Origin of the sequence: Ureibacillus sp. FSL K6-3587, assembly GCF_038593165.1 — a bacterium.
Classification (GTDB): Bacteria; Bacillota; Bacilli; order Bacillales_A; family Planococcaceae; genus Ureibacillus; species Ureibacillus suwonensis.
Genome location: NZ_CP151969.1, coordinates 2833803 through 2854673, shown reverse-complemented (window position 1 = coordinate 2854673; position 20871 = coordinate 2833803). Strand labels below are relative to the sequence as shown.

At 39.5% G+C, this 20871-nt stretch carries 22 protein-coding genes and 3 pseudogenes; 17 read left to right on the top strand and 8 right to left on the bottom strand.

The window, feature by feature from the left end; all coding sequences use genetic code 11:
• Positions 1-109: 109 nt before the first annotated feature.
• The gene (gene tatC, locus NSS77_RS14095) at positions 110-859 is read left to right on the top strand and encodes a twin-arginine translocase subunit TatC (RefSeq protein WP_342469303.1); all 750 of its coding nucleotides are present in this window, start codon (positions 110-112) and stop codon (positions 857-859) included.
• A 31-nt stretch (positions 860-890) separates the two neighbouring features.
• Positions 891-1106, top strand: coding sequence for a twin-arginine translocase TatA/TatE family subunit (tatA, locus tag NSS77_RS14090; RefSeq protein ID WP_096550906.1), 216 nt, complete (start codon positions 891-893; stop codon positions 1104-1106).
• 117 nt (positions 1107-1223) lie between these two features.
• On the opposite strand, the gene NSS77_RS14085 is transcribed toward tatA, so the two are convergent.
• The 4 genes from NSS77_RS14085 to NSS77_RS14070 all read right to left on the bottom strand — a co-directional run bounded on the left by NSS77_RS14085 (position 1224) and on the right by NSS77_RS14070 (position 3820).
• Complete coding sequence (locus NSS77_RS14085) at positions 1224-1751, bottom strand: DUF402 domain-containing protein (RefSeq protein WP_342471296.1); 528 nt, start codon at positions 1749-1751, stop codon at positions 1224-1226.
• A 503-nt stretch (positions 1752-2254) separates the two neighbouring features.
• Entirely contained in the window at positions 2255-2572 is a 318-nt protein-coding gene (locus tag NSS77_RS14080; protein ID WP_342469302.1) for a heme oxygenase, read from the bottom strand.
• 303 nt (positions 2573-2875) lie between these two features.
• Positions 2876-3232: a DUF3784 domain-containing protein gene (locus NSS77_RS14075; RefSeq protein WP_342469301.1), complete on the bottom strand. Its 357-nt coding sequence runs from the start codon at positions 3230-3232 to the stop codon at positions 2876-2878.
• Between the two features lie 15 nt (positions 3233-3247).
• Positions 3248-3820, bottom strand: coding sequence for a GNAT family N-acetyltransferase (locus NSS77_RS14070; protein WP_342469300.1), 573 nt, complete (start codon positions 3818-3820; stop codon positions 3248-3250).
• Between the two features lie 193 nt (positions 3821-4013).
• On the opposite strand from NSS77_RS14070, the gene NSS77_RS14065 reads away from it, so the two are divergent.
• The gene (locus NSS77_RS14065) at positions 4014-4427 is read left to right on the top strand and encodes a YjdF family protein (RefSeq protein WP_096550904.1); all 414 of its coding nucleotides are present in this window, start codon (positions 4014-4016) and stop codon (positions 4425-4427) included.
• 380 nt (positions 4428-4807) lie between these two features.
• Here NSS77_RS14065 and NSS77_RS14060 read toward each other — a convergent pair whose 3' ends face one another.
• Entirely contained in the window at positions 4808-5653 is an 846-nt protein-coding gene (locus tag NSS77_RS14060; protein ID WP_342469299.1) for an SDR family oxidoreductase, read from the bottom strand.
• Between the two features lie 175 nt (positions 5654-5828).
• On the bottom strand, positions 5829-5978 hold the full coding sequence (locus NSS77_RS14055) for a hypothetical protein (protein WP_342469298.1): 150 nt from the start codon (positions 5976-5978) through the stop codon (positions 5829-5831).
• A gap of 356 nt (positions 5979-6334) precedes the next feature.
• Between NSS77_RS14055 and NSS77_RS14050 the strand changes: the two genes are divergently transcribed.
• Complete coding sequence (locus NSS77_RS14050; protein WP_342469297.1) at positions 6335-7084, top strand: hypothetical protein; 750 nt, start codon at positions 6335-6337, stop codon at positions 7082-7084.
• Between the two features lie 155 nt (positions 7085-7239).
• Here the strand turns inward: NSS77_RS14050 and NSS77_RS14045 are convergent, their stop codons facing one another.
• On the bottom strand, positions 7240-7389 hold the full coding sequence (locus NSS77_RS14045; RefSeq protein ID WP_342469296.1) for a hypothetical protein: 150 nt from the start codon (positions 7387-7389) through the stop codon (positions 7240-7242).
• 80 nt (positions 7390-7469) lie between these two features.
• Positions 7470-8453, bottom strand: a complete 984-nt coding sequence (locus NSS77_RS14040) for an endonuclease NucS domain-containing protein (protein ID WP_342469295.1) — start codon at positions 8451-8453, stop codon at positions 7470-7472.
• Between the two features lie 462 nt (positions 8454-8915).
• Between NSS77_RS14040 and NSS77_RS14035 the strand changes: the two genes are divergently transcribed.
• The 13 genes and pseudogenes from NSS77_RS14035 to NSS77_RS13975 all read left to right on the top strand — a co-directional run bounded on the left by NSS77_RS14035 (position 8916) and on the right by NSS77_RS13975 (position 20118).
• On the top strand, positions 8916-9290 hold the full coding sequence (locus NSS77_RS14035; protein WP_342469294.1) for an ORF6N domain-containing protein: 375 nt from the start codon (positions 8916-8918) through the stop codon (positions 9288-9290).
• Positions 9284-10219, top strand: coding sequence for a conserved phage C-terminal domain-containing protein (locus tag NSS77_RS14030; RefSeq protein WP_342469293.1), 936 nt, complete (start codon positions 9284-9286; stop codon positions 10217-10219). The genes NSS77_RS14035 and NSS77_RS14030 overlap by 7 nt, the downstream gene beginning before the upstream one ends.
• 16 nt (positions 10220-10235) lie before the next feature.
• The gene (locus NSS77_RS14025; protein ID WP_342469292.1) at positions 10236-11519 is read left to right on the top strand and encodes a DnaB-like helicase C-terminal domain-containing protein; all 1284 of its coding nucleotides are present in this window, start codon (positions 10236-10238) and stop codon (positions 11517-11519) included.
• A 615-nt stretch (positions 11520-12134) separates the two neighbouring features.
• The gene (locus NSS77_RS14020) at positions 12135-12707 is read left to right on the top strand and encodes a YqcI/YcgG family protein (protein ID WP_342471295.1); all 573 of its coding nucleotides are present in this window, start codon (positions 12135-12137) and stop codon (positions 12705-12707) included.
• A gap of 57 nt (positions 12708-12764) precedes the next feature.
• Positions 12765-13397, top strand: coding sequence for a LysE family transporter (locus tag NSS77_RS14015; protein WP_016839582.1), 633 nt, complete (start codon positions 12765-12767; stop codon positions 13395-13397).
• 344 nt (positions 13398-13741) lie between these two features.
• A pseudogene (locus tag NSS77_RS14010) lies at positions 13742-14087 on the top strand (transposase); the annotation flags it as partial.
• Between the two features lie 267 nt (positions 14088-14354).
• A pseudogene (locus NSS77_RS14005) lies at positions 14355-15231 on the top strand (IS982 family transposase).
• 153 nt (positions 15232-15384) lie between these two features.
• Positions 15385-15962 (top strand): annotated as a pseudogene (pepT, locus tag NSS77_RS14000) (peptidase T); the annotation flags it as partial.
• Positions 15963-16070: 108 nt separating this feature from the next.
• Complete coding sequence (locus NSS77_RS13995; RefSeq protein WP_208649848.1) at positions 16071-17039, top strand: multidrug resistance efflux transporter family protein; 969 nt, start codon at positions 16071-16073, stop codon at positions 17037-17039.
• A 90-nt stretch (positions 17040-17129) separates the two neighbouring features.
• Positions 17130-17762: a Fe-S oxidoreductase gene (locus tag NSS77_RS13990; RefSeq protein ID WP_342469291.1), complete on the top strand. Its 633-nt coding sequence runs from the start codon at positions 17130-17132 to the stop codon at positions 17760-17762.
• A gap of 46 nt (positions 17763-17808) precedes the next feature.
• A complete protein-coding gene (locus tag NSS77_RS13985; RefSeq protein ID WP_003352856.1) occupies positions 17809-18129 on the top strand; it encodes a hypothetical protein in 321 nt (106 codons plus the stop codon).
• Complete coding sequence (tnpB, locus tag NSS77_RS13980) at positions 18123-18479, top strand: IS66 family insertion sequence element accessory protein TnpB (protein ID WP_145986160.1); 357 nt, start codon at positions 18123-18125, stop codon at positions 18477-18479. Before NSS77_RS13985 ends, tnpB begins: the two co-directional genes overlap by 7 nt.
• Before the next feature lie 61 nt (positions 18480-18540).
• Complete coding sequence (locus tag NSS77_RS13975) at positions 18541-20118, top strand: IS66 family transposase (protein WP_340715078.1); 1578 nt, start codon at positions 18541-18543, stop codon at positions 20116-20118.
• The last annotated feature ends 753 nt before the right edge of the window (positions 20119-20871 follow it).

The following is a 20871-nucleotide window of genomic DNA, read 5'->3' as shown; positions in this document are numbered from 1 at the left end:
AAAATTCAAAAAAATTTCAATTTCAAAATGAATAATGAATAGAAAAGCGCTTCCATTCATTAAATGTATTAAATCCTGGTTCAAGCGAATTTAAAGCGGGTGATAGAAAATGATGGAAGAAAAAGAACAAACCGTCATTGACCATTTGGAGGAATTGCGGAAACGGTTGATCCTCGTTACGGTTCTATTTATCGGATCGCTTGCGGTAGGGTTCTGGTTTGCACCGGACCTGCTTCAACTATTGAAAAATCAACCTTCCGCGGCTGGAGTGGAATGGAATCTGTTTGGTTATACGGATGGCATCATGATCTACCTGAAATGTGCGTTTATTTTGGCGATTTTGGTCACCTTACCGATGGCCTTGCTTCAAATTTGGTTGTTTGTAAAACCCGGTTTGACAGAAAGGGAAGCAAAATACACAATGACCTTCATCCCGGCCTCGTTTCTCCTATTTTTAGTGGGCATCAGTTTCAGTTATTTCATTTTATTTCCGATGATGCTCGAATTTTTATCGAAAATTAATACTTCCATTGGGGCGACGGAAACCTATGGAATCAATCAGTACTTTTCGTTGCTGTTCAATTTGACGATTCCTGTCGGCGCCGTTTTTGAATTGCCCATCGTGATTTTATTTTTAACGAATGTGGGGATTGTGACACCGGAAAAATTGAAGCGGATGAGAAAAGTGGCCTATTTCATCTTGGTGGTGGTCGGCGTGTCCATCTCGCCGCCGGATTTTATTTCAGATTTTTTGATTATTATTCCGTTATTGCTATTGTTTGAAATCAGCATTTTCATTTCCGGCTGGTCAATGAAGAGAAGAAATATGAAACAAGTGATGAATCAAAGCGGCTCATAAAGTTAATGAATATCGAATGGAGGGATTGTGGATGCCAAATATCGGTGTACCTGGATTGATTGTCATTTTGGTGATTGCCCTGATCATTTTCGGGCCAAAAAAACTGCCTCAATTGGGAAGGGCGGTCGGCGAAACGTTGAGGGAATTCAAATCATCGACAAAACACATTGTCGATGAAGTGGCGGAAGAATTCAAACTGGAGGAGGCAAAAGAAGAAAAGAAAGAAAAAAGTACGGCGGCGAATTAATGGATGGCGGAGGGAGTTCTTAAAGATTATGCTTTTGGAACTCCCGCTTTCATTTAAAATAGGACACCCTAGTCTGTGTATGCCGGCAATATCCGGTGTAATCAAACGATAGAACACTTAGCAGAAAAGCTCTTTATACCCCTTTTCTAATATGGGAATAAATTTTTTATGGCTATAAATACTTTGGGATTCCGCAATAGTTTGCGAGAGGACATCGCCGATCGAACTTAATAAAGTTTCCAATGCCCCTTTAGCGAAGCCATTCTCAAATGTTTCAAAGGGTTCCGGCAATTCCTCTTCATCCAAAATAAAATGCTCCCCATTTGGCAGCGCCAGGACATCAATAATCAAATCTTCAAATACGACCATACCCTCTTCGAATTTTGTATTCTTTACAATGTTAAAATACGAAGCTAAATAATGTCCTGAATGATCTCTCCAAAAATACATATTATATGGACGATCCAACCAATAATAAGCAGTTGTATAACTCCCCACCGGAATGGTCAGTTGAAAATCATCCACTTTAATGGTAAAAGGTTCTTCTATCAGATGAAATAAAACGATACGGCGATTTTGGGAATTTAGTAAATGGCATTTATACTCAACCACTTTCGCATCATATCGTATTTTTCTCTCGATCATTTTCTTCCATTTATTTCGATTTCCAGCGAAATTACTCAAAGCCTAACTTCCTTTCAAAGATCTCCATTATCAGCTTATCAATACATCAAACGGTTTTAAAGAATGATTTCAAAAATGAGCTTTCTACTGAATAAACGCGCACTTTGCGTGAAGGAACAAACTAATTAAAGAATTCTGTAATACTCGTTTTCTATGTATGATTCCGATGATGGTTGAATAGGATGAATAAGAAGGAGGTTCTTTATCCCCCGATTAGTGTTGAGCAAATAAGGACAAGGCTTTTGAGGTGAAAAGGATGACAACCGCTTTACAAGACCGGTATTTTGCGAACCGGGATGATGATTTACAGGCATTTGAAACCATCCATTTTGTGCACGCTGTAAATTATTAACTTGCTTTGACATAATGGAAACCGGCATCTTCCAGGCCATGCCCCGGATCATTGAGGTGAAAAAAATCGGGAGGCCAGGCAGAAAGAATCCGCCTGACCTCCCGTAATTTCATTATGCTTTTTCCAAAGTGGAAGCAACTTCTGAAATGATAATTTCACTACCTAAAATTGGAGATACCTCACTGGAGTTTTCCGGTCCTCGATGGGCCTCTCTGAATGCATCACTTTTTCTCCAGCGGTTAAAGTCTTCGATTGTTTCCCAATACATATTGACATTCAATTCATCATATTCTGTAAGATTTTTTGTAATGAGGACTTCCACTTTCACAAAACCTTCCATTTCTTGTAAAGCCCCTGGTCTTGTAAAAAATGGCGCCATTTTTTCCGCAAAACCTGTTTTTGTTTTAATTTTATTTGTGATAACGATCATTGTGATTTCCTCCTGATATTTTACAGATGTTTTATAAAAATCTTTTGCGGCCTAAAGCGTGGTAGAAAGGTTTTTATCCCCTTTTCGATTCACTACATCGCAATGATGGACTTTTTTTTTCCATCAGATTCTTATTAAGTTCTATAGTCGTAATTGACTATGTTTCGATTGTAATACTATTACCGCAAATACTCAAACATGATTATTCATAATCATAATATTAAAATTTTTTCAAATAAAAAAGAGCGGCTCGCCATTGAACTGCTCCTTTGGTTGTTATAAAAAAATCTTCTCCCGATTTACTCAATTTATACATTTGGAAATTTTATGGATTCCTATATTTCTTAAAGGCTTTTTTTGGATCAAGATGAACATCTTTGAAAAAAGGATCAGCCAAATGACAATGGCGAGGAATGCACCATACTGACTGAGAAAATATCCGAAAAGGGCCCCTGATAATAAAAGGATGGACCAAAGAAAAAGGGAATTTCTCATATCGATGCTCATTTTCTTTTGATCATAGTTTGCTTGTTCATCTTTGGACAGCGTATTAAATCCACTAATGAGCATTGCGCCTTTTTCTTTTAATAGCGCAAAAATCATCGAGATCATTCCAAAAACCACTGCAAGTAGTAGACAGATGATTGTTCCGATATTCATAGGACTCTTTTCCTTTCATAATTGCGATTGAGTTTCAACACTGCAAAGAATGGATTCCTTTTTCAAAGCAATCCATTCTTCTCTTGTAATTGCATAAACCTTTGTGATTCCATTTACTTTATCAGGAAATTCCTCCACCAGTTTCATTCCCGCCGAAATCGCAGTACGATATGAACCGGCATTTGTGTGCTTCATATATGAATAAAGAACTTGAAACGGAGTATTTGTAAAAGCCCAGTCGATCACCGCTTTTGCGGTTTCAGTTCCATATCCTTTTCTCTGCATATCTTTTCGTATATGATAACCGATTTCCGGTTTGATGTTCCCGCCAATCTGCTGCATGGTCAGTCCGCAATCTCCAATTAATTCCCCTGTTTCTTTTAATACAACCGCCCACAATCCAAAAGAGAAAATTTCATATCTTTCAATATTCCGATGAATCCATTCCCTCACTTTGGTTTCATCAAAAACATTCGGATAGTGTTGCATCACTTCGGGGTCTCCCAAAACGGCAAACAATGCGTCAAAATCCTGTTCTGTCATTTCTCTAAGAATTAATCTCTCTGTTTCAATCATCTTTTTTTCCATATGTACGGCTCCTCACCCATTGAAATTGGGGTTTGTTTTTATTTCGTTGTAACTGTTATCATAAATAATGGAATGAAAAAACACAATCCGGTTGGTAGTCCGGATGCATCAATCGCCATATTGATGTCAGTAACCTTCCCTTCCTCGGGTTGTCCATCATTCCATGATTCATTTTTTAGAGGAGGGAGTCGTCATGATATTGACGATTTATTATGATGGCCAGTTTTGGATTGGAGTGATTGAATATCACGAAAACGGAAGATTAAAGGCGTATCGTTACGTATTCGGCACAGAGCCCAATGATACGGAAGTATGGGAATTTGTGAATAATCGGTTGCCTAAAATCATTCAAAGCAGGAAACAAATTGGAATTGCCGATCGGAAAAAGCTGAAGAAAAAAGTGAATCCGAAACGCCTTCAACGGAAAGTCGCCAAAGAAATGCAAAAAAGCGGGATTTCCACCAAGGCGCAGGAAGCAATAAAAAAAGAAATCGAGCAACGCAAACGGGAAACGAAGAAACTCCAAAAAGAACGCAACGAAGCACTTAAACAAAGAAAATGGGAATTAAAAAAACAAAAAGCGAAACAAAAGCATAAAGGCCGCTAGACTGTTCATTTAGAGATGAAGCGAAAAGTGCGCAACTTTTTCCTGTACGTACGGATAAAAAGAGGCTGGGACATAACTAATAAAGTGAACGAGCTGCAAAAAGATTTTTTGTAAAAAATTGATTGGAGTGACGGGGCGAGTGCTCCTGTCGCGCACGCTTAGTCGCAAAGCAAAAGCTTTCCTGCGACGAGCCCTCTCGAGACCCCGCAGGAGCGAAGGATTGAGCTCCGAGGAGGCTCGAGCCGGGCCCGCGGAAAGCGTCCCCGGAACGGAAATCAATTTTCTTCAATTATCAAAAAAACACCATTTTCTCCCGGGAAAAAATGGTGTTTTTTATCTTTTATCCCAGCCTCTTTCCATTTCTCTCCAACGTACAATCATCATAATGCCCGAATAAACTCGTCAAACGGCGTCGTCTTTCTGCCCAACACTTTTTCCAAATCGTCACTTGGCACATCCAACAATCCGTTGCGGATATCTTTTTGGACGATGACAGAGAATTGCGCCGCTTCCGGTGGCAAGCCCAAATCCACCAACGCTTTGACATACTCTTCATCTGAAACTGATGCGGTCTCAACTTCCCGGCCAATCGCTTTACTTGCGATTTGCGCCAACTGTTCATAAGTGATCGGTTCGCCGCCGAGTTCGTAAATAGTTTGCTTAGGCGCAACCCCGGCCAAAATGCGGGCCGCCGCTTCCGCATAATCTTCCTTCAAGGCATAGCAAACCCTGCCCTCACCGGCGGAATATGTGAAAGGCGCCCCATTCTTCACCGCTTTCAGCATGAACGTTTCATTTTCCAAATACCAATTGTTGCGGGCAAATCCATAATCCAGGCCAGACTCCATAATGAGCTGCTCCGTCAACTTGTGGTCAGGCGCCACAATAAGCGTGCTGTTTTGGGCATTTGGCGCACTCGTATAAACCACAAACTCCACCCCTGCTTCTTTCAACGCTTCCACCACATTTTGATGCTGCTGTTTCCGTGTCGCCAAATCATTGGATGAGACAAAGAGGACGCGGTTGATGCCCTGAAATGCTTTCACCAAGGATTCTTTGTCCAAAAAATCCGCAATGCGCACTTCAAGCCCTTGCTCTCTGAAAGTTCCGGCTTTTTCCTCTGAGCGCACCGTCACCACGATATCCGAAACCGGCACGAAATTTTTCAAATGCTTTACCGCTCTTCCCGCCAAATCGCCAGTGGCACTGGTTACCAGATATTTCATCGATTTTCCCCCGCTTCTTTGCTTTTTTTATCATTATAAAACAGAAAGGTAATAATCTCCAAAAAGAAACCTGTTTTTATCATGAAACCAGGCAGGGATGAAAAAACGCATCAACACAAACCCAATTTGCACAAGATCAACATCCTCAAGTGAAGGCTTTCGTGCTGCGTTTCTTTCAGGGATAAAACAGTTCATACAGCTTCATGGTGCCGATATTCATGACCTTGCCATCTTCGCGGATCGGAAAATGGATTTGATTCAATAATTTAATTAACTGATATGCGACATTTCGAAATGGGGTAATGACGTAAATCTCTATTGCCAAGCCCGGATTCTCTTGGATTTTTTTGAGTATCATATCTTTTAACATCAAACCTTGTTGGTGAACATATATCTTTGTATTGATTCATCTCTACACCCACTATTTGTGTTCGTGTTATTGTGTACGATGCGGTTTTTGATTCAGGCTAGTTTAATTTTTCTTTTTATGCAAAACTATGTATAACTACGATAATACAAAAACAACAAAATATGGAATATCTAAGATATTTCCAAAACCCGTTTAACCGAAAAGATTGTCGGAACTTACACATTATACAAATTGTTATTTTTTTTCGGCATCTTTCTGTTCGATTTATCAAACTAAATACTCATTTTTTCATAAAAAGGATGGTTGAGTTTATGCAAATAATGGAAGAAATCGTTTTCACAACCAATTACGAAATTCTCGATGCGGATTGCAAAAAAGGGGATGTGATTGCGCTATTGAAAGGAAAAGGGGAAAATCTTGTCCAGCTCAATGGCGAAACCATCCTATGCTTGCCAACCGGATATTCCATGATCCGATGGACGGAAAACCATTTTTGCCTTTTACGGGGGTCGATGCTTTCCTTCTATACGCTTACCGGAGAATTTATGGATGAAATGAAGGTCGGCCCTTATATTTCGGATTTATTCCCTTTTAAAAATGGGGTTATCTGTATATACAGCGACCAGGGGGTTTTCGGCAAAGGGATTGGCAAACATATATTAAACTATGCGGAACCGGGTAAAGGCGTCACTTCACTGGAAAATTTCGCTTTACGCCATCATCTTTTGTACGATGCCCTATTTGCGCGATTCAAGCCTTATGCCTGCATCGATCCGTCAACGGATGAGTTGATTTTCTTCAATCACCAATTGAAAATGGAAAAATCGATCAAGATTCCTTTTCATACGGGAAATGTCCTTGCCTTTGCTTTAACGTATCAAAGCGGTGTCTTTCTCGAAGAAGAGCGGATGCGAATATGGAAATTCCAAACCAATCAAGTGAAGGAATATGATTTTCAATGGAATAATCATACAAGAGCCATTTTCCACCGCCACGATTACTTATTTATGGACATTGCAGACCACCATATACGGGTATTTACACCGGCTGCGGAGGATTAATTGGCATTCCCCCATAATCAAACAACAGACGTCAAAATCTCCCCAAGATTTTGACGTCTCCGAATAGCCATTTGTGATAAAAATCCGACGTCAGGGAAAGGCTTTTGTAATATCGTTCCATAAATTCCTGGAATTTTATAAAATCAACCGATTTTTTATGATTTGGGGAATCCATTGTTTTGGAAATAAAGACGAATCATCTGGTTCATTGCGTTTTTTTCGTTTTCTTCCAGTTTTTCAATAATGGCATAATACGTTGAATCTTCGCTGATGGGCAAGTTGGCATCACGGTAAAATTGGATCATTTCTTTTGCGCCCCTTATATCTTTCCTGAATACTATGATGACTGTTTAGGCGGGTAGTTTTCCATATTGGAAACGGAACACTACATTTCTTTATTGCTCATTTTTTCAAAATCCTCTAAAACAGGCAATATTGTTTCAACAAATGAAATGAATTTCATTGCTACAAACTGAGGAAAATCAGGTTTGGACCATTCATCAATCGGTGAAACAATTCGATAACTTAATCCTTTCCATGCTTGTTTACGATGATCCAAATGATCTCCTTGCTCAAGAACTTCTTTTTTTGTCCTTGAATGCAATTGATCGAATCCAAATAAGCCAGCGACTTCCTCTTCATGTGCATCTATGTAGGCTTTAAAATCTTCTTTGCGTTTTGTTGTATGACCTGTTGTAAAACTAAAATCAGGTACATATTGAATTTCAATGATATTCATCTCTCGTGGGCGTGTATAGATGACAAACCGGTCGCCAGGCGAAGTTGGAGATTGAAACAATAAGCGATGTTCTTCCTTTTTTCTGATATCCAACCCAATGAACTGTAAATGATATTCGCGTTCTACATAGTCCCTAAGCAAACTTTCCAATTCATGAAATAAGCCGGAAATGATTTCACGTTCATTATCTTGATAGACCAGTTGTGTCGGGGTCTTCTTATATGCGGGATGTGAAGGGAGAGCTTTCATTTTACGTTCGAAAAGTTTGGGATTGGTTTCGTTTTCTTTTAATAGTTGATTTGCTTTGTCATAATCAACAACTTTGTGTTCGTAACCAAGTTTATTCAAGACAGGAATAACATCTTTTTTAAACTGAAATGCTGCCACCATAAAACGGCCATTCTCTTTGACAAACGTAGCATATTTACTCATTTGGGCGACAACCGCCTCTCCAGCCTCCAGCTTCAATTCAATATACACCGTATTCCCATTCTTGTCTTTTCCTTTTAAATCGCATCGATAGGTAGAATGGTTGCTCCGAATGGGATATTCCTCCTCCTCGACTGACAGCCCTTCTTCAATCAATTCTGGAAATAAACTGACAATCCGTTTTAAATCCTTTTCATACATCTCATTTCTCTCCTTCAAAAAAATTGTATGTCCTAAAAGATGTCATCTTACAGTCTTGACCGCTAGAACTCAAAATGTCTTTATGAACAAAACATTATCAATCAATAAGTTCATCCGGTTCAAACTACTCACTCGGATTACCGGACGTTTAATCCAAAAACCTGTCTCCATTGAATGGCAAGTCCTATCGTTTCAATAAAAGTTTGAAACATCAGAAATCCGAAGAAAAACTAAATACTTAGTGTGAGAACATCTATAAAAAATTAACCCCTCACTCCCAATCATTATTAGTGGGTATGTGCCTCAGTGTTGAAATAATCGCTTTATCTCAATTTTATATTAACAAAAACAACCCACATCAGTTAATACAACATCCTTAAGAAAAATTCCCCCTTATGTCCCTCTTTTCCCTTCTGCAAGGTATATAGATAGTAGAACACCAAATCATCAGGAGGGATGAAAATGGAATACAACGGTACGAAAGTGCTTACCACAAAGCAGCTGGCGAAATTTTTCGATGCGGATATGGCGCGCATTTATGCCATTTTTTATCGCCATAAGGAAATTTTCAAAGAAGGAAAAGACTACTTCCTGCTCACCAAAAAGGACATTGCAGCATGGAGCGAATCCCCTCATCTGCCCAGCTTAAAATATGTATCTCTCCTTTACCTCTGGACAGAGCATGGGGCATTCAAATTCGCACAATCATTCAAAGGATTGAGGGCTTGGCAGGGCTACTCCAATTGCATCTGCCATTTCTGTGGCACTCCAGAAGAGAAAAAGTTGCTGAACAATCTCTACGAAAAATTGGCAAGAAAGGCGGCGGAACAATGTTGATCAATGGTCCTCAACTCACATTCTCCCCGATTTTGGCCAAAACCATTGGGGCGAATGGTGCAATTATATTGGAACTATTGCATAAAGAGCTGCTCCAATCCCCCATTGTGCATGACGGGCACCATTGGTTTGTGCATACATATGAAAAGTGGCAGAAACGGTTGCCTTATTTGTCCAGGAATACCATCATTCGGACTTTTTTAAAACTGGAAAAGGATGGTTATATCATTTCCCAATTGATGCAAAATCAACGGAAATGGTATCGGATCAATTACGAAAAAATCTCGCACCTCGTTGTGGATGGCGACCTGTTTCGTCATGGACGGACTATCCAAAATGGGCATAATGGGATGCCAAATTGGGATGCCGGTACCCAAAATGAGAAGATGGGAATCACAAATTGGGCTGATGCACCTTCCCAAAATGGTTACTCAAATGGGAATGCCGATGCCCAAAGTGAGAAAACGAGCAACTCAAATCGGGCAAATGAACATTCCAAAAATGTCGCAAATTGGGTAGACGGCCATCACCAGATTCCGGCAGATTCCACTGTCCAAATCGAGCTGCAGCAACCCAATTTGATAAGGCAGTATAACTTAATCATTAAAGTTATTAATTATTTAAATAAACAAGCAAATAAAAACTATAATCCCCATCTGCGTATCCATCATGAAGATTTATGCAAAAGGATTAAAGAAGGATATACGTTCAAAGATTTCCAATGCATCATCGATTTGAAAGTAACCCAATGGCTGCACAACGAAAAAATGAATGTTTACTTGCGGCCGAGTACGCTATTCAAATCGCCCAACTTTGAAAAATATTTAAGAGAAGCGAAAAAACAAAAGCCTGCCAGCATTTACAAACCGATCGAACTGGATTTTACAGCGGGAGAAGATGCCCCAAAGCCGAAATGGCTTCAACATTAAGGAGGGAGAGATCAAGATGCGGGAATTGAACACGGATCTTCTCGAAAAAAGCATTTTGGGAACGATGATGCAGGAAAATTATTTGATCCTTGATGCAGGCATCCAGCCGGAGATGTTTCTTTCCCAAGTCCATCGCGTCATCTATCAAGCGATGAAGGAGTTAGCCAACGCGGGTAAACCGGTGGACTACGTAACTCTCCTGACCGAGGTGGACGTGGGAGATGCCGGGGCACAGTATCTCACAACCATTGCCTACTACGCCAATCCGGAAAAATTCGAGCATTACGCGGACATGCTGTTGGATGCATGGCGGGAGCGGCAAAAAAGTGCCATCTTGACAGAAGCCCTCTCGGAAAACTGGACCATCGAAGAAATCCAGACAAAACTGGATCAACTGTACACAAGCAACATGACCATCGAGACAAGCATCGAACAGGATTTGGTCAACATGGCGGAACGGCCGTTCTTTCCAGAAAAAATGGACGACTTCATCCCCATCGATATTGAGGAGCTGGCCAAAATGCTCTGCGGTTTCCGGCAAGGAGAAGTGACGATCATCGCTGGAAGACCATCGATGGGTAAGACGGACGTGATGAACCACTTTGCGCTGGCTGCAGGCATGATGGGTTATTTGCCGATCATCTTTTCCCTTGAGATGAATCGGAAAATGCTGCTTGAACGCCTGGTCGCCCTCACCGGCAACATCAACCGGTTAAAAATGCGCAATCCTTATAAATATTTAAGCGAAGAGCAAAAAAACGAATGGATGGACACCCTTTCCAATCTGAAGAATGCCAACCTTCACATCGACGATCGGGCCGGGTTGACGGTCCGTCAAATGCGGGCGCAAATCCGGAAACTTATGAATAAGTACCCAACGAAAAAACCGATTGTGTTCATCGATTACTTGCAAATCATTGCCTGCGAAGAAGATCGAAACAATCCTTATCTCAACACTGCGTACATCAGCGCACAATTAAAGAAAATGGCGAAAGACTTCCATTGCCCTGTCGTTTGCCTTGCACAACTCAATCGGGCAGTGGAAACGAGACAAAACAAACGCCCGGTGATGAGCGACATCCGGGATTCCGGCAACATCGAACAGGATGCGGATGTGATTATCTTATTATTTCGGGATTCTTACTACGAACGGCTGTCGCCCGAAGAACAGAGCCAACCCCAACAGCCATACGAACGGTTGGAATTCATCGTCGCCAAAAACCGCAATGGCCCCACTGGCACAGCTTATGCGAGATATTATAAATCTACCGGAAGAATTGTGGAGGAGGAAAAGGGCTAGACTCCTTTGTGTCGGGGGTGGATAACGCTGTGGGCACTTGGATGTTGCAGTATTAGTCTTGGGATGTGAGTATATCAAAACAAGGTACAATCGATTCTTTATTCAATGATGTAAACACTAAAATAGAATGGCTCTTACGCACTCTTGGAGAATCCCTCTTTGTATAAACGATGAATCTCGATGTAAAGCATAAATCTGTTCACTCCTAATTCCTCACTTTCAATAGACTAGTAACAGTATATTTGAAAGTGATTGATGGTGGGGAAACTGTTTAATCTTATTTGGGGAATTCTGTTGAGTTCTATTTGTGGAAAACTGTTGATTCTAGTTTAGCGTTTACAACAATTAATTGAAAGGGTGAAAAATATTATGGAATTATTTGCTATGGATTAAAGATTTTGTGCTATGCTTTTTATTAGGAAAAATAGAAAATAAATGTAGAATTTTGACAAGGAGTTGAGTGGAGTTGAGTAGAAAAGTGTTGCAACGAGCCATTTCAATGTTAACCAAATCAGATCTCAAATATGGTAAAATATACCAGAATGACTAAAAGATGAATATTCTTATTGGGAAAAAGTTGTTTCTGATAAGAATTTCCCTTGCCACTTTGGAACTATCGCTGAGAAAAAAGGCGATTTAAGATATTTTTATATAGAAAATCATGATTTAAGCCCTCTACCGAATGTATTAAGAGAGTTTTTGAAATTATCAAGAGAAAATGAGCATAATAAACATGCTTTGGTTGTTTTTGTGCAACCTGAAATTCCAGAACAGTCATTTGATTACTATGAAAATTATTTTTGGAATATTTTAAAATATCTACATGAGAATGATGAAAAAGAATGGAATGCAAATATTCCAACTGATCCAGATGTTCCACTTTGGGAATTTTGTTTTGATGGAGAACCTATTTTTGTATCAGCTAATATGCCAGCATATAAACATAGAATTACTAGGAACATGGGAAAAAGCCTTATATTGATCTTTCAACCTAGAAGAATTTTTGCTGATATTACTCCAAAGGCTATTGATTTAATTCGATCAAAAGTAGAGTCGATAGAAAATCTCCCAATCCATCCGGATCTAGGAAGATATGGAGACGAAAGCAACAGAGAATGGAAACAGTATATAATCACTGATGACAATAATCCAAGAAAAGGGGTATGTCCATTCCATCCTAAATCTTGATAATCAGAATTACTGATTTGTACATCATACTAAGTTTATAAAAGTGTGTGGGGTTTTATGGCATTGTATCTTACTTATGTTATTGTGGGCCTTTCTATTGCCATGCCAATTGGAGCCATTTCTGTAGAAATGATCAAGCAAGGTCTCAAGAATGGCTTTTGGCATGGTTGGGCTGTTGGATTAGGAGGTATGACGATTGATTTAGCTTTAATCGCAGCATTTTATTTCGGATTAGCCTCCATTTTGAAGCAACCGTTTATTCAAATCCCGATGTGGATTGTTGGTGCAGTATTTTTGTTTTTAATTGGTTATGATTCTATTAAAAATGCGGATCATGATATCACATTATCAGGTGAAAAGCCAACAAAATCTTGGTTTTCTTCATATAGAAATGGTTTTCTTGTTGCGATATCTCCAGGGAATATAGTGTTTTGGCTAAGCGTATTCGGGTCGGTTCTTACCAACTCATATGATATGGCGAATCCAATTAAATTTATCACCATTGGGACGGGTGTGTTAACCGGAATTTTACTACATGACATTGGCTTATTAACCATTGTTTCTACTACAAGAAAGTTAATGAGCCGTTCGATGATAAAAGTAAGTTCTATTATTGCTGGTATAGTGTTAATTGGTTTTTCGGGTTATTTTGTTTATGAAGCTATTTCTGCAGTTAAACAATTGATTTAAATTATTTGGTGTTTGTCGACGGTAAATCTGACAGAATGAAGGTTGACGAGTTACCACATTTATGGTTTCTCATGTAAGAGCATAAGGAATTTTTGCCCTCACTGAAGGTGTGGAATCAGGCAGGGCCTGATAAAACGTAACAAAGAGGCTGTCCCAAAAGATCGGTAAAACGACCTTTTTGAGGACAGCCTCCTGCTTTTTCTTTTACATTATTTGGATATTTTTTGTTCTCTCAAAGGATCTGCTTCTTCTCATCCCCGTATGTTCTCCCTTTTTCTTTTTATTGGGTGGACGGTGGCCGCCCACTTTTTCAAATTGTGTGCAACACAAATCCCCCCCATTCCATGGTAATTTCTTTAGGGCAATGGGATATTGAATTTGTGTTAGGCGATGCCGCGTATGGCAGCGAAAAGATTCGACAAACAGCCGAACAAGCAGGAATCTTATTCCTTTCTCCCATCAACCGCCGAAAATAGCGAGGAACGGAAAGATGCCTATGGCCGGGTTCTTCCTGTCTTTTTGAAAACGAGGTTTGGCCAATGGCTGTTTGGGCTTCGCCGCGGGATTGAACGGGTATTTAACGAGCGAAAGAGTGATGGGGTGGAACAGCCACGATGGTATGGATTTCATCGATATTTACTACATGTGTTATGCTGCATCCTTATGCATAACTTCGAGTTTTTACTCTAGTTTTGCAACACCATCATCAATTTGATGAACGGGGATATTTTATAATTCTAGATACATTTGAGTTCCGATAATCTTGATTATGTTGCATCTCAAATTTCTCAATGAAATGAGGATGTCCCAAAAGTGTTCGCATAGCGTTCGCTTTTGGGACATCCTCATTTTAAATAAATAAATTCTAATTAATAAAATCAGATAAGCATAAAAATAGCCCTTGCATGAGATCTTCTTAAAATGAAAGTGCGACCAAACATCAAAAGGAGAATCCCCATGCAAGAGCACTTTCATCTTACAACAGATCGAGCCAAACTTCAAAAACAATATGCAGCGATTTTATTCTTTGTATCCGCTCAACTGTCGAGCATCCAGATTCATCTTCAACGTCGAAATCGTCATTGGTTGAAACAGAAAGACGAAGTCATCATCACCATCCATGTCCTTGGAAAGTTGCTGGGCTTCACTTCCGAACGGGCTTGGCACCAGTTTGTGATCGGGAATTTGTTTCCCAAGGCCTTGTTCCCTGAACGTTCTCGGTACAACCATCGCTGCCGAGCGCTTAGCTTTGCGACCAAGTGGATACGGCACCAGCTGGCCAAACGCGGGCAGACCATGCGTATGCGGTCGTGGACAGCTTGCCGATCGATCGGTGTCATTCATCCCGAATGTATCGTGCCAAACGGTTTCGTGGAATTGCCGATATTGGCTATTGTGCTTCGAAAAAGATCGCTTTCTATGGGTTGAAACTTCATCTGCAGGTCACCGACCAAGGGCTTCCGATGGGATATGTCGTCACTGAAGCGTCTTGTCATGATCGGATGGCTGCGGAGACCGTCATGACACAAATTCCACATCCGTATAACCTAGGTGACAAAGGGTATATCAGCCAAAAGCTGCAAAAGAAGCTGTACGAAGAGCATCGAATCGCTTTTTGGACGCCCGTTCGAAAAAATCAGCGAATCGCCAACCCAACGCATGGAAACAGTGGATGAAACGAAAACGCAAATTGGTAGAAACCGTATTTTCGATTTTAGTCGATTTGTATCGGATCACCAAGATTCGAGCGAACTCGATTTTTGGATTTGAAACGGCACTGGATGGTATTTTACTGGCTTACTCGCTTGTTGTTCTTGGGCTAGTTGAGCGTTAAGACTCAACTAGCACCACGGGTTTTCAATAGTAATTTTTGACACAGCATTTTTCTCATCATAAAAAAGGAAAAATGATACAATAGTGGCAGTATTAATAAGGAGGCAGCGTCATGAAAGAAAAAGTTATTGAACGATTGATTTGATACGCTAAAATCGACACACAATCTGATCCGGAAAGCTTTACAACCCCTTCTACGAAAAAACAATGGGATTTATTAAATGTACTAAAAGATGAACTAGCAGAGATTGGACTTACAGACATCACATTGGACGAGAATGGCTACTTATTTGCCACATTACCAGCCAATACAGACAAGCCTGTACCAACTATTGGTTTTTTAGCTCATGTTGATACATCACCAGATTTTTCTGGAACAAATGTCCAACCGAAACGATTGACAATTATGACGGCGGAGAAATTCAATTAAACGATGAATGCACTCTATCCCCTAACCAATTCCCAAATTTAAAAAATTATGTCGGACAAACATTGATTACAACAGACGGCACGACGTTACTGGGAGCAGATGATAAAGCTGGAATTGCAGAGATTATGACGGCAATGGAATATTTAGTAAATCATCCTGAAATTAAACACGGAAAAATTCGAGTTGCCTTTACTCCTGATGAAGAAATCGGTTGTGGGCCACATAAATTTGATGTCAAAGCTTTCGGTGCGGATTTTGCTTATACGATGGATGGTGGTCCACTAGGAGAATTACAGTACGAAATCAAACTCTTTGAGACAGAAACGAAATAAATCATGTTTGAATATTCTGTTAATATATTTGTAGTATAGAATTTTTCGATGTTTTCTCTCAGAAAGTAGGTGTTAATAATGAAAGAAATCACTCTTGGCATATTTGCAGCCTTATTTTTTGCGGTCACTTTTATTTTAAATCGGTCCATGGAGTTAAGTGGAGGAAGTTGGCTTTGGAGTTCTTCACTAAGATTTTTCTTTATGCTCCCCTTCCTTATCGCCATTGTCTCTTATCGAACAGGTTTTGAAAATTTACATAGAGAAATGAGAGAAAATACTTCAAAATGGTTACTTTGGAGTTTCGTGGGCTTTGTTCTTTTTTACGCACCACTCACTTTTGCAGCAGCTTATGGACCTGGTTGGCTTGTGTCAGGAACGTGGCAGCTAACGATTGTTGCCGGTGTACTTCTTGCACCGTTATTTGTAACCGTCGTAGATAACAAAATCATACGTCAAAAAATACCGCTCACTTCCTTATTCATTTCAAGCATTATTCTAATCGGTATTATGCTTATTCAAATACCTCAAGGAAAAGAGGTAACTTTCAATCACTTACTGCTTGGAGTGATTCCGGTAGTCATCGCTGCCTTTAGTTATCCGCTTGGTAACCGAAAAATGATGGAGTTATGTGGCAGTCGAATCGATGCGTTTGAGCGGGTGCTTGGTATGACCATTGCATCACTGCCAGCTTGGATTATTTTAGCTGTTATTGCCATTTGTACAGTGGGGCTCCCTTCCATGAACCAAGTCATACAATCCTTTATCGTCGCTGTTAGTTCCGGTGTAATCGCGACGACGTTGTTCTTTATTGCCACAGACCGCGTGCGAGATCATCAAGGAAAACTTGCTGCAGTAGAAGCAACTCAGTCAATGGAAGTCGTATTTGTCATTATCGGAGAAATGATGATACTTGGAGTTCCTCTACCAGATCCAATTGCACTTTTCGGTCTTGCGATTATTATCGTAGGCATGCTACTTCATAGCTATCACACAGCGATTATCGGAAAAAAATCAGACCTATCAGAAAAAGCCAAACTTCTCAAATGACGTTTGGCTTTCCCCTTCTATATCATCTCCAAACAAAATCAGCAAAAACATGTTATGTTAAACACAGTGAAATAACATAGAGGTGATACGATGCCCGTTTTAACATATGAACAACTTACTTTCCTAAATTCCTATAGTATTGTTACAGAAGAGCCGAAAAACCCTTTATTTACATTGGAAAATATACATAAAGAATTTTTTCTAAAGGATTTTCTGAAGCTCATGATGGAAATTACTCAAGCAAGTACAGAGGCGGCAGCTATATCCCATTTCAGCTGTCGCTTTGGATTATTCGTTGCTACTCAATTTTATTTTCTCACTGCTTATGATGAAATTTGGGACGGAAAATTAGAAGATGTTCGTTACTTCCATGTACATGAATATGGTATGGATACGCTCGGAACATACATTACTCCTACAGACTTCCGCTATGTAGAAGAAAATGAAAGGGAATATGTCATTTCAAAAATCCTGTATCAAGCCCATCAAATTATTGTACAACTTCGCCAAACAACAACCATCTCTCCTCTTACTCTTTGGGAGAACATCTTCGGGTATATGTTGTGGAATTATAATGTATTGCTACAAAATCCTCTGCTGGCAGACCGAGCTTTTGAAGATATCGAAATACTTGAGGATACAAAAGTATGGCAACGTTTTTCAAATAAATCTTGGTTTTTTGAATGTAAGCGTCAAATCTTGCACACCTTCTTGATGTGCTAATTTCATGAGATAATCTCCTCATGATGAAATTGAAGGAGGTTTTTTTATGCCTAAGAATCCTGAATTACGAAAGGTTTGGGAACAACGAATCGCTGACTATCGTAAAAGCGGTCAAACTCAAGTAAACTGGTGCAAGGAAAATCAATGGAGTATTCACCAGTTTAAATACTGGTTAAGAAAAATTGAAAATCCAATAAAAAATCAAGGAAAGTCTACAAAATGGGCATCCGTTACCCTAGAAGATCATTCACAAACAGTTGAAAATTCATTACGGATTGAAATTAGTGGGATTTCAATTGAAGTAAAACCTGGTTTCGATCCGGCCTTTCTTTCAGAAGTGGTTAGGACGTTGAAATCAACATGTTAGTTGGTACAAGAGCTGAACGAGTTTACTTGGCAAAAGGAAGTACTGATTTGAGAAAATCCATTGATGGATTAGCTGCTTTGGTGAAAGAGGGATTTGATTTAGATCCCTTTTCATCAAGTTATTTTGTGTTCTGTAATCGAAAGCGAGATAAATTAAAAATTCTTCACTGGGACTATAATGGTTTTTGGCTTTATTATCGTCGATTGGAAAAAGGAAAATTTCAATGGCCAAATGAAAATGACACTGGAACGATACAAATTAGTTATCGGCAATTACGCTGGTTATTGGATGGTCTTCCAATGGAGCAAAAGAAAGCACACCCAGAAGTAAAGGCTAGAACAGTTATATGAATTTTTTACTTTTAACAAAAACCTTGGAGGAAAATAGCTAAAACCGTCGAATTATTACTACATGATGAAAAATTTAAAGAATCCTAACCAAAACCCATTTGAATTAATTGAAAAACTTCAACAGCAAATCGTTGAATTGACGGCGAAATTACGATGGTATGAAGAACAGTATCGTCTTAGTCAAAAACGAAAATTTGGCTCTTCAAGCGAAAAAACAAATCCTAATCAATTAGAACTACCTTTATTCAATGAAGCAGAGGTAGAGTCTAATGTAAAAGCCGAAGAGCCAACTGTTGAAACAATTACATATCGTCGTAAAAAGAAACGTGGTCAACGTCAAGCTACGTTTGAAAACCTGCCTATGGAAACGATTGAATATCGTTTACCCGAAGAAGAGCAGGTCTGTTCGTGTTGCGGTGAAAAAACACACGAAATGAGCACAGAAGTACGACAAGAATTAGTGATTATTCCGGCTCAAGTCAAAGTTTTAAAACACGTTCGATATGTCTATGGATGCCGTCATTGTGAGCGTAATGAAATAGAGACACCAATCGTTACAGCACCTGCCCCAAAATCTGTGTATCCAAAAAGTTTAGCTTCACCGTCAAGCATGGCCTATATTATGAATCAAAAATATGTAGAGGGGCTACCTCTATATCGCCAAGAACAACAGTTCAAACGATTAGGTGTGATCTTATCCAGGCAAACCATGGCCAATTGGATGCTTTATGGTGCCGAAAAATGGCTTGCGCCAATTTATCAACGAATGAAAGAGCATCTCCTCTCTAAAGACATTCTACATGCGGATGAAACAACTGTTCAGGTTTTACATGAACCTGGAAGGTCAAGTACATCGAAATCTTACATGTGGCTTTATCGGACTGGAAGAGAGGATCCACCACTTGTCCTTTATGACTATCAGGAAACTAGAGCAGGAGAACATGCCAAAGAATTCCTAAAAGGGTTTAAAGGATACCTGCATGTCGATGGATATGCAGGATACCATAAGATATCCGGCGTAACATTAGTTGGATGTTGGGCTCATGCCCGCAGAAAGTTCGATGAGGCTTTAAACGTACTTCCTGAATCCAAACGTCATTCAGCAGTCACAGCTCGGGAAGGACTCAATTTCTGTAATCAGCTATTTGCCATCGAGCGTGATTTGAAAGAATGTACACCAGAAGAACGATATAAAAAACGACTTAAACACAGCCAACCATTGTTGGAGGCTTTTTCAGCATGGCTAAAAACAGAGAAAAGCAATGTTTTACCAAAGAGTCTATTAGGTCAAGCCATTACATACTGCCTCAACCAATGGGAAAAACTCGTGGCATTTTTAGAGGATGGACGTTTAGAAATCGATAATAATCGAAGTGAACGATCCATTAAACCATTTGTGATCGGAAGGAAGAACTGGATTTTTAGCAATACTCCGAAAGGAGCTAAGGCCAGCTCAATCATTTACAGTATTGTGGAGACAGCAAAAGAGAATAAATTAAATCCATTTTATTATCTTCGCTACTTATTTGAAAGGCTTCCCAATATGGATATAAGCAATATGGATGAGCTTGATCAACTACTTCCTTGGTCCAAAACAATTCCTTTGAATTGTCGGGTTTTTAATAACTTATCACAATAATAGTATTTAATCCCTATCATTAAAAGGTGGGGATTATTTTACGCTTACCAATTACCAATATATTCGAAGATGTGTCCAATATATCGTGAGAACTGTCCAATATCGGAAGTGGTATCCAATATTTTCTCAGGAGTGTCCAATAAATTTGGAGTAGTGTCCAATAAATTCGAAGATCTGTCCAATATATCATGAGAACTGTCCAATATCTGAAGCGGTGTCCAATATTTTCTCAGGAGTGTCCAATAAATTTGGAGTAGTGTCCAATAAATTTGGAAAAGTGTCCAATATATTCGAAGATCTGACCAATATATCGTGAGAACTGTCCAATATCTGAAGCGGTGTCCAATATTTTATCGGGAGTGTCCAATAAATTTGGAAAAGTGTCCAATATATTCGAAGATGTGTCCAATATATTGTGAGAACTGTCCAATATCCGAAGCGGTGTCCAATATTTTATCGGGAGTGTCCAATAAATTTGGAAAAGTGTCCAATATATTCAAAGAAGTGTCCAATATATCGTGAGATCTGTCCAATATCGGAAGTTGTGTCCAATATTTTCTCAGGAGTGTCCAATAAATCTGGAGAAGTGTCCAATATCCGAAGATGTGTCCAATATTTTCTCAAGAGTGTCCAATAAATCTGAAGAAGTGTCCAATATCCGAAGATGTGTCCAATATATCGTGAGAACTGTCCAATATCGGAAGTGGTGTCCAATATTTTCTCAGGAGTGTCCAATAAATCTGGAGAAGTGTC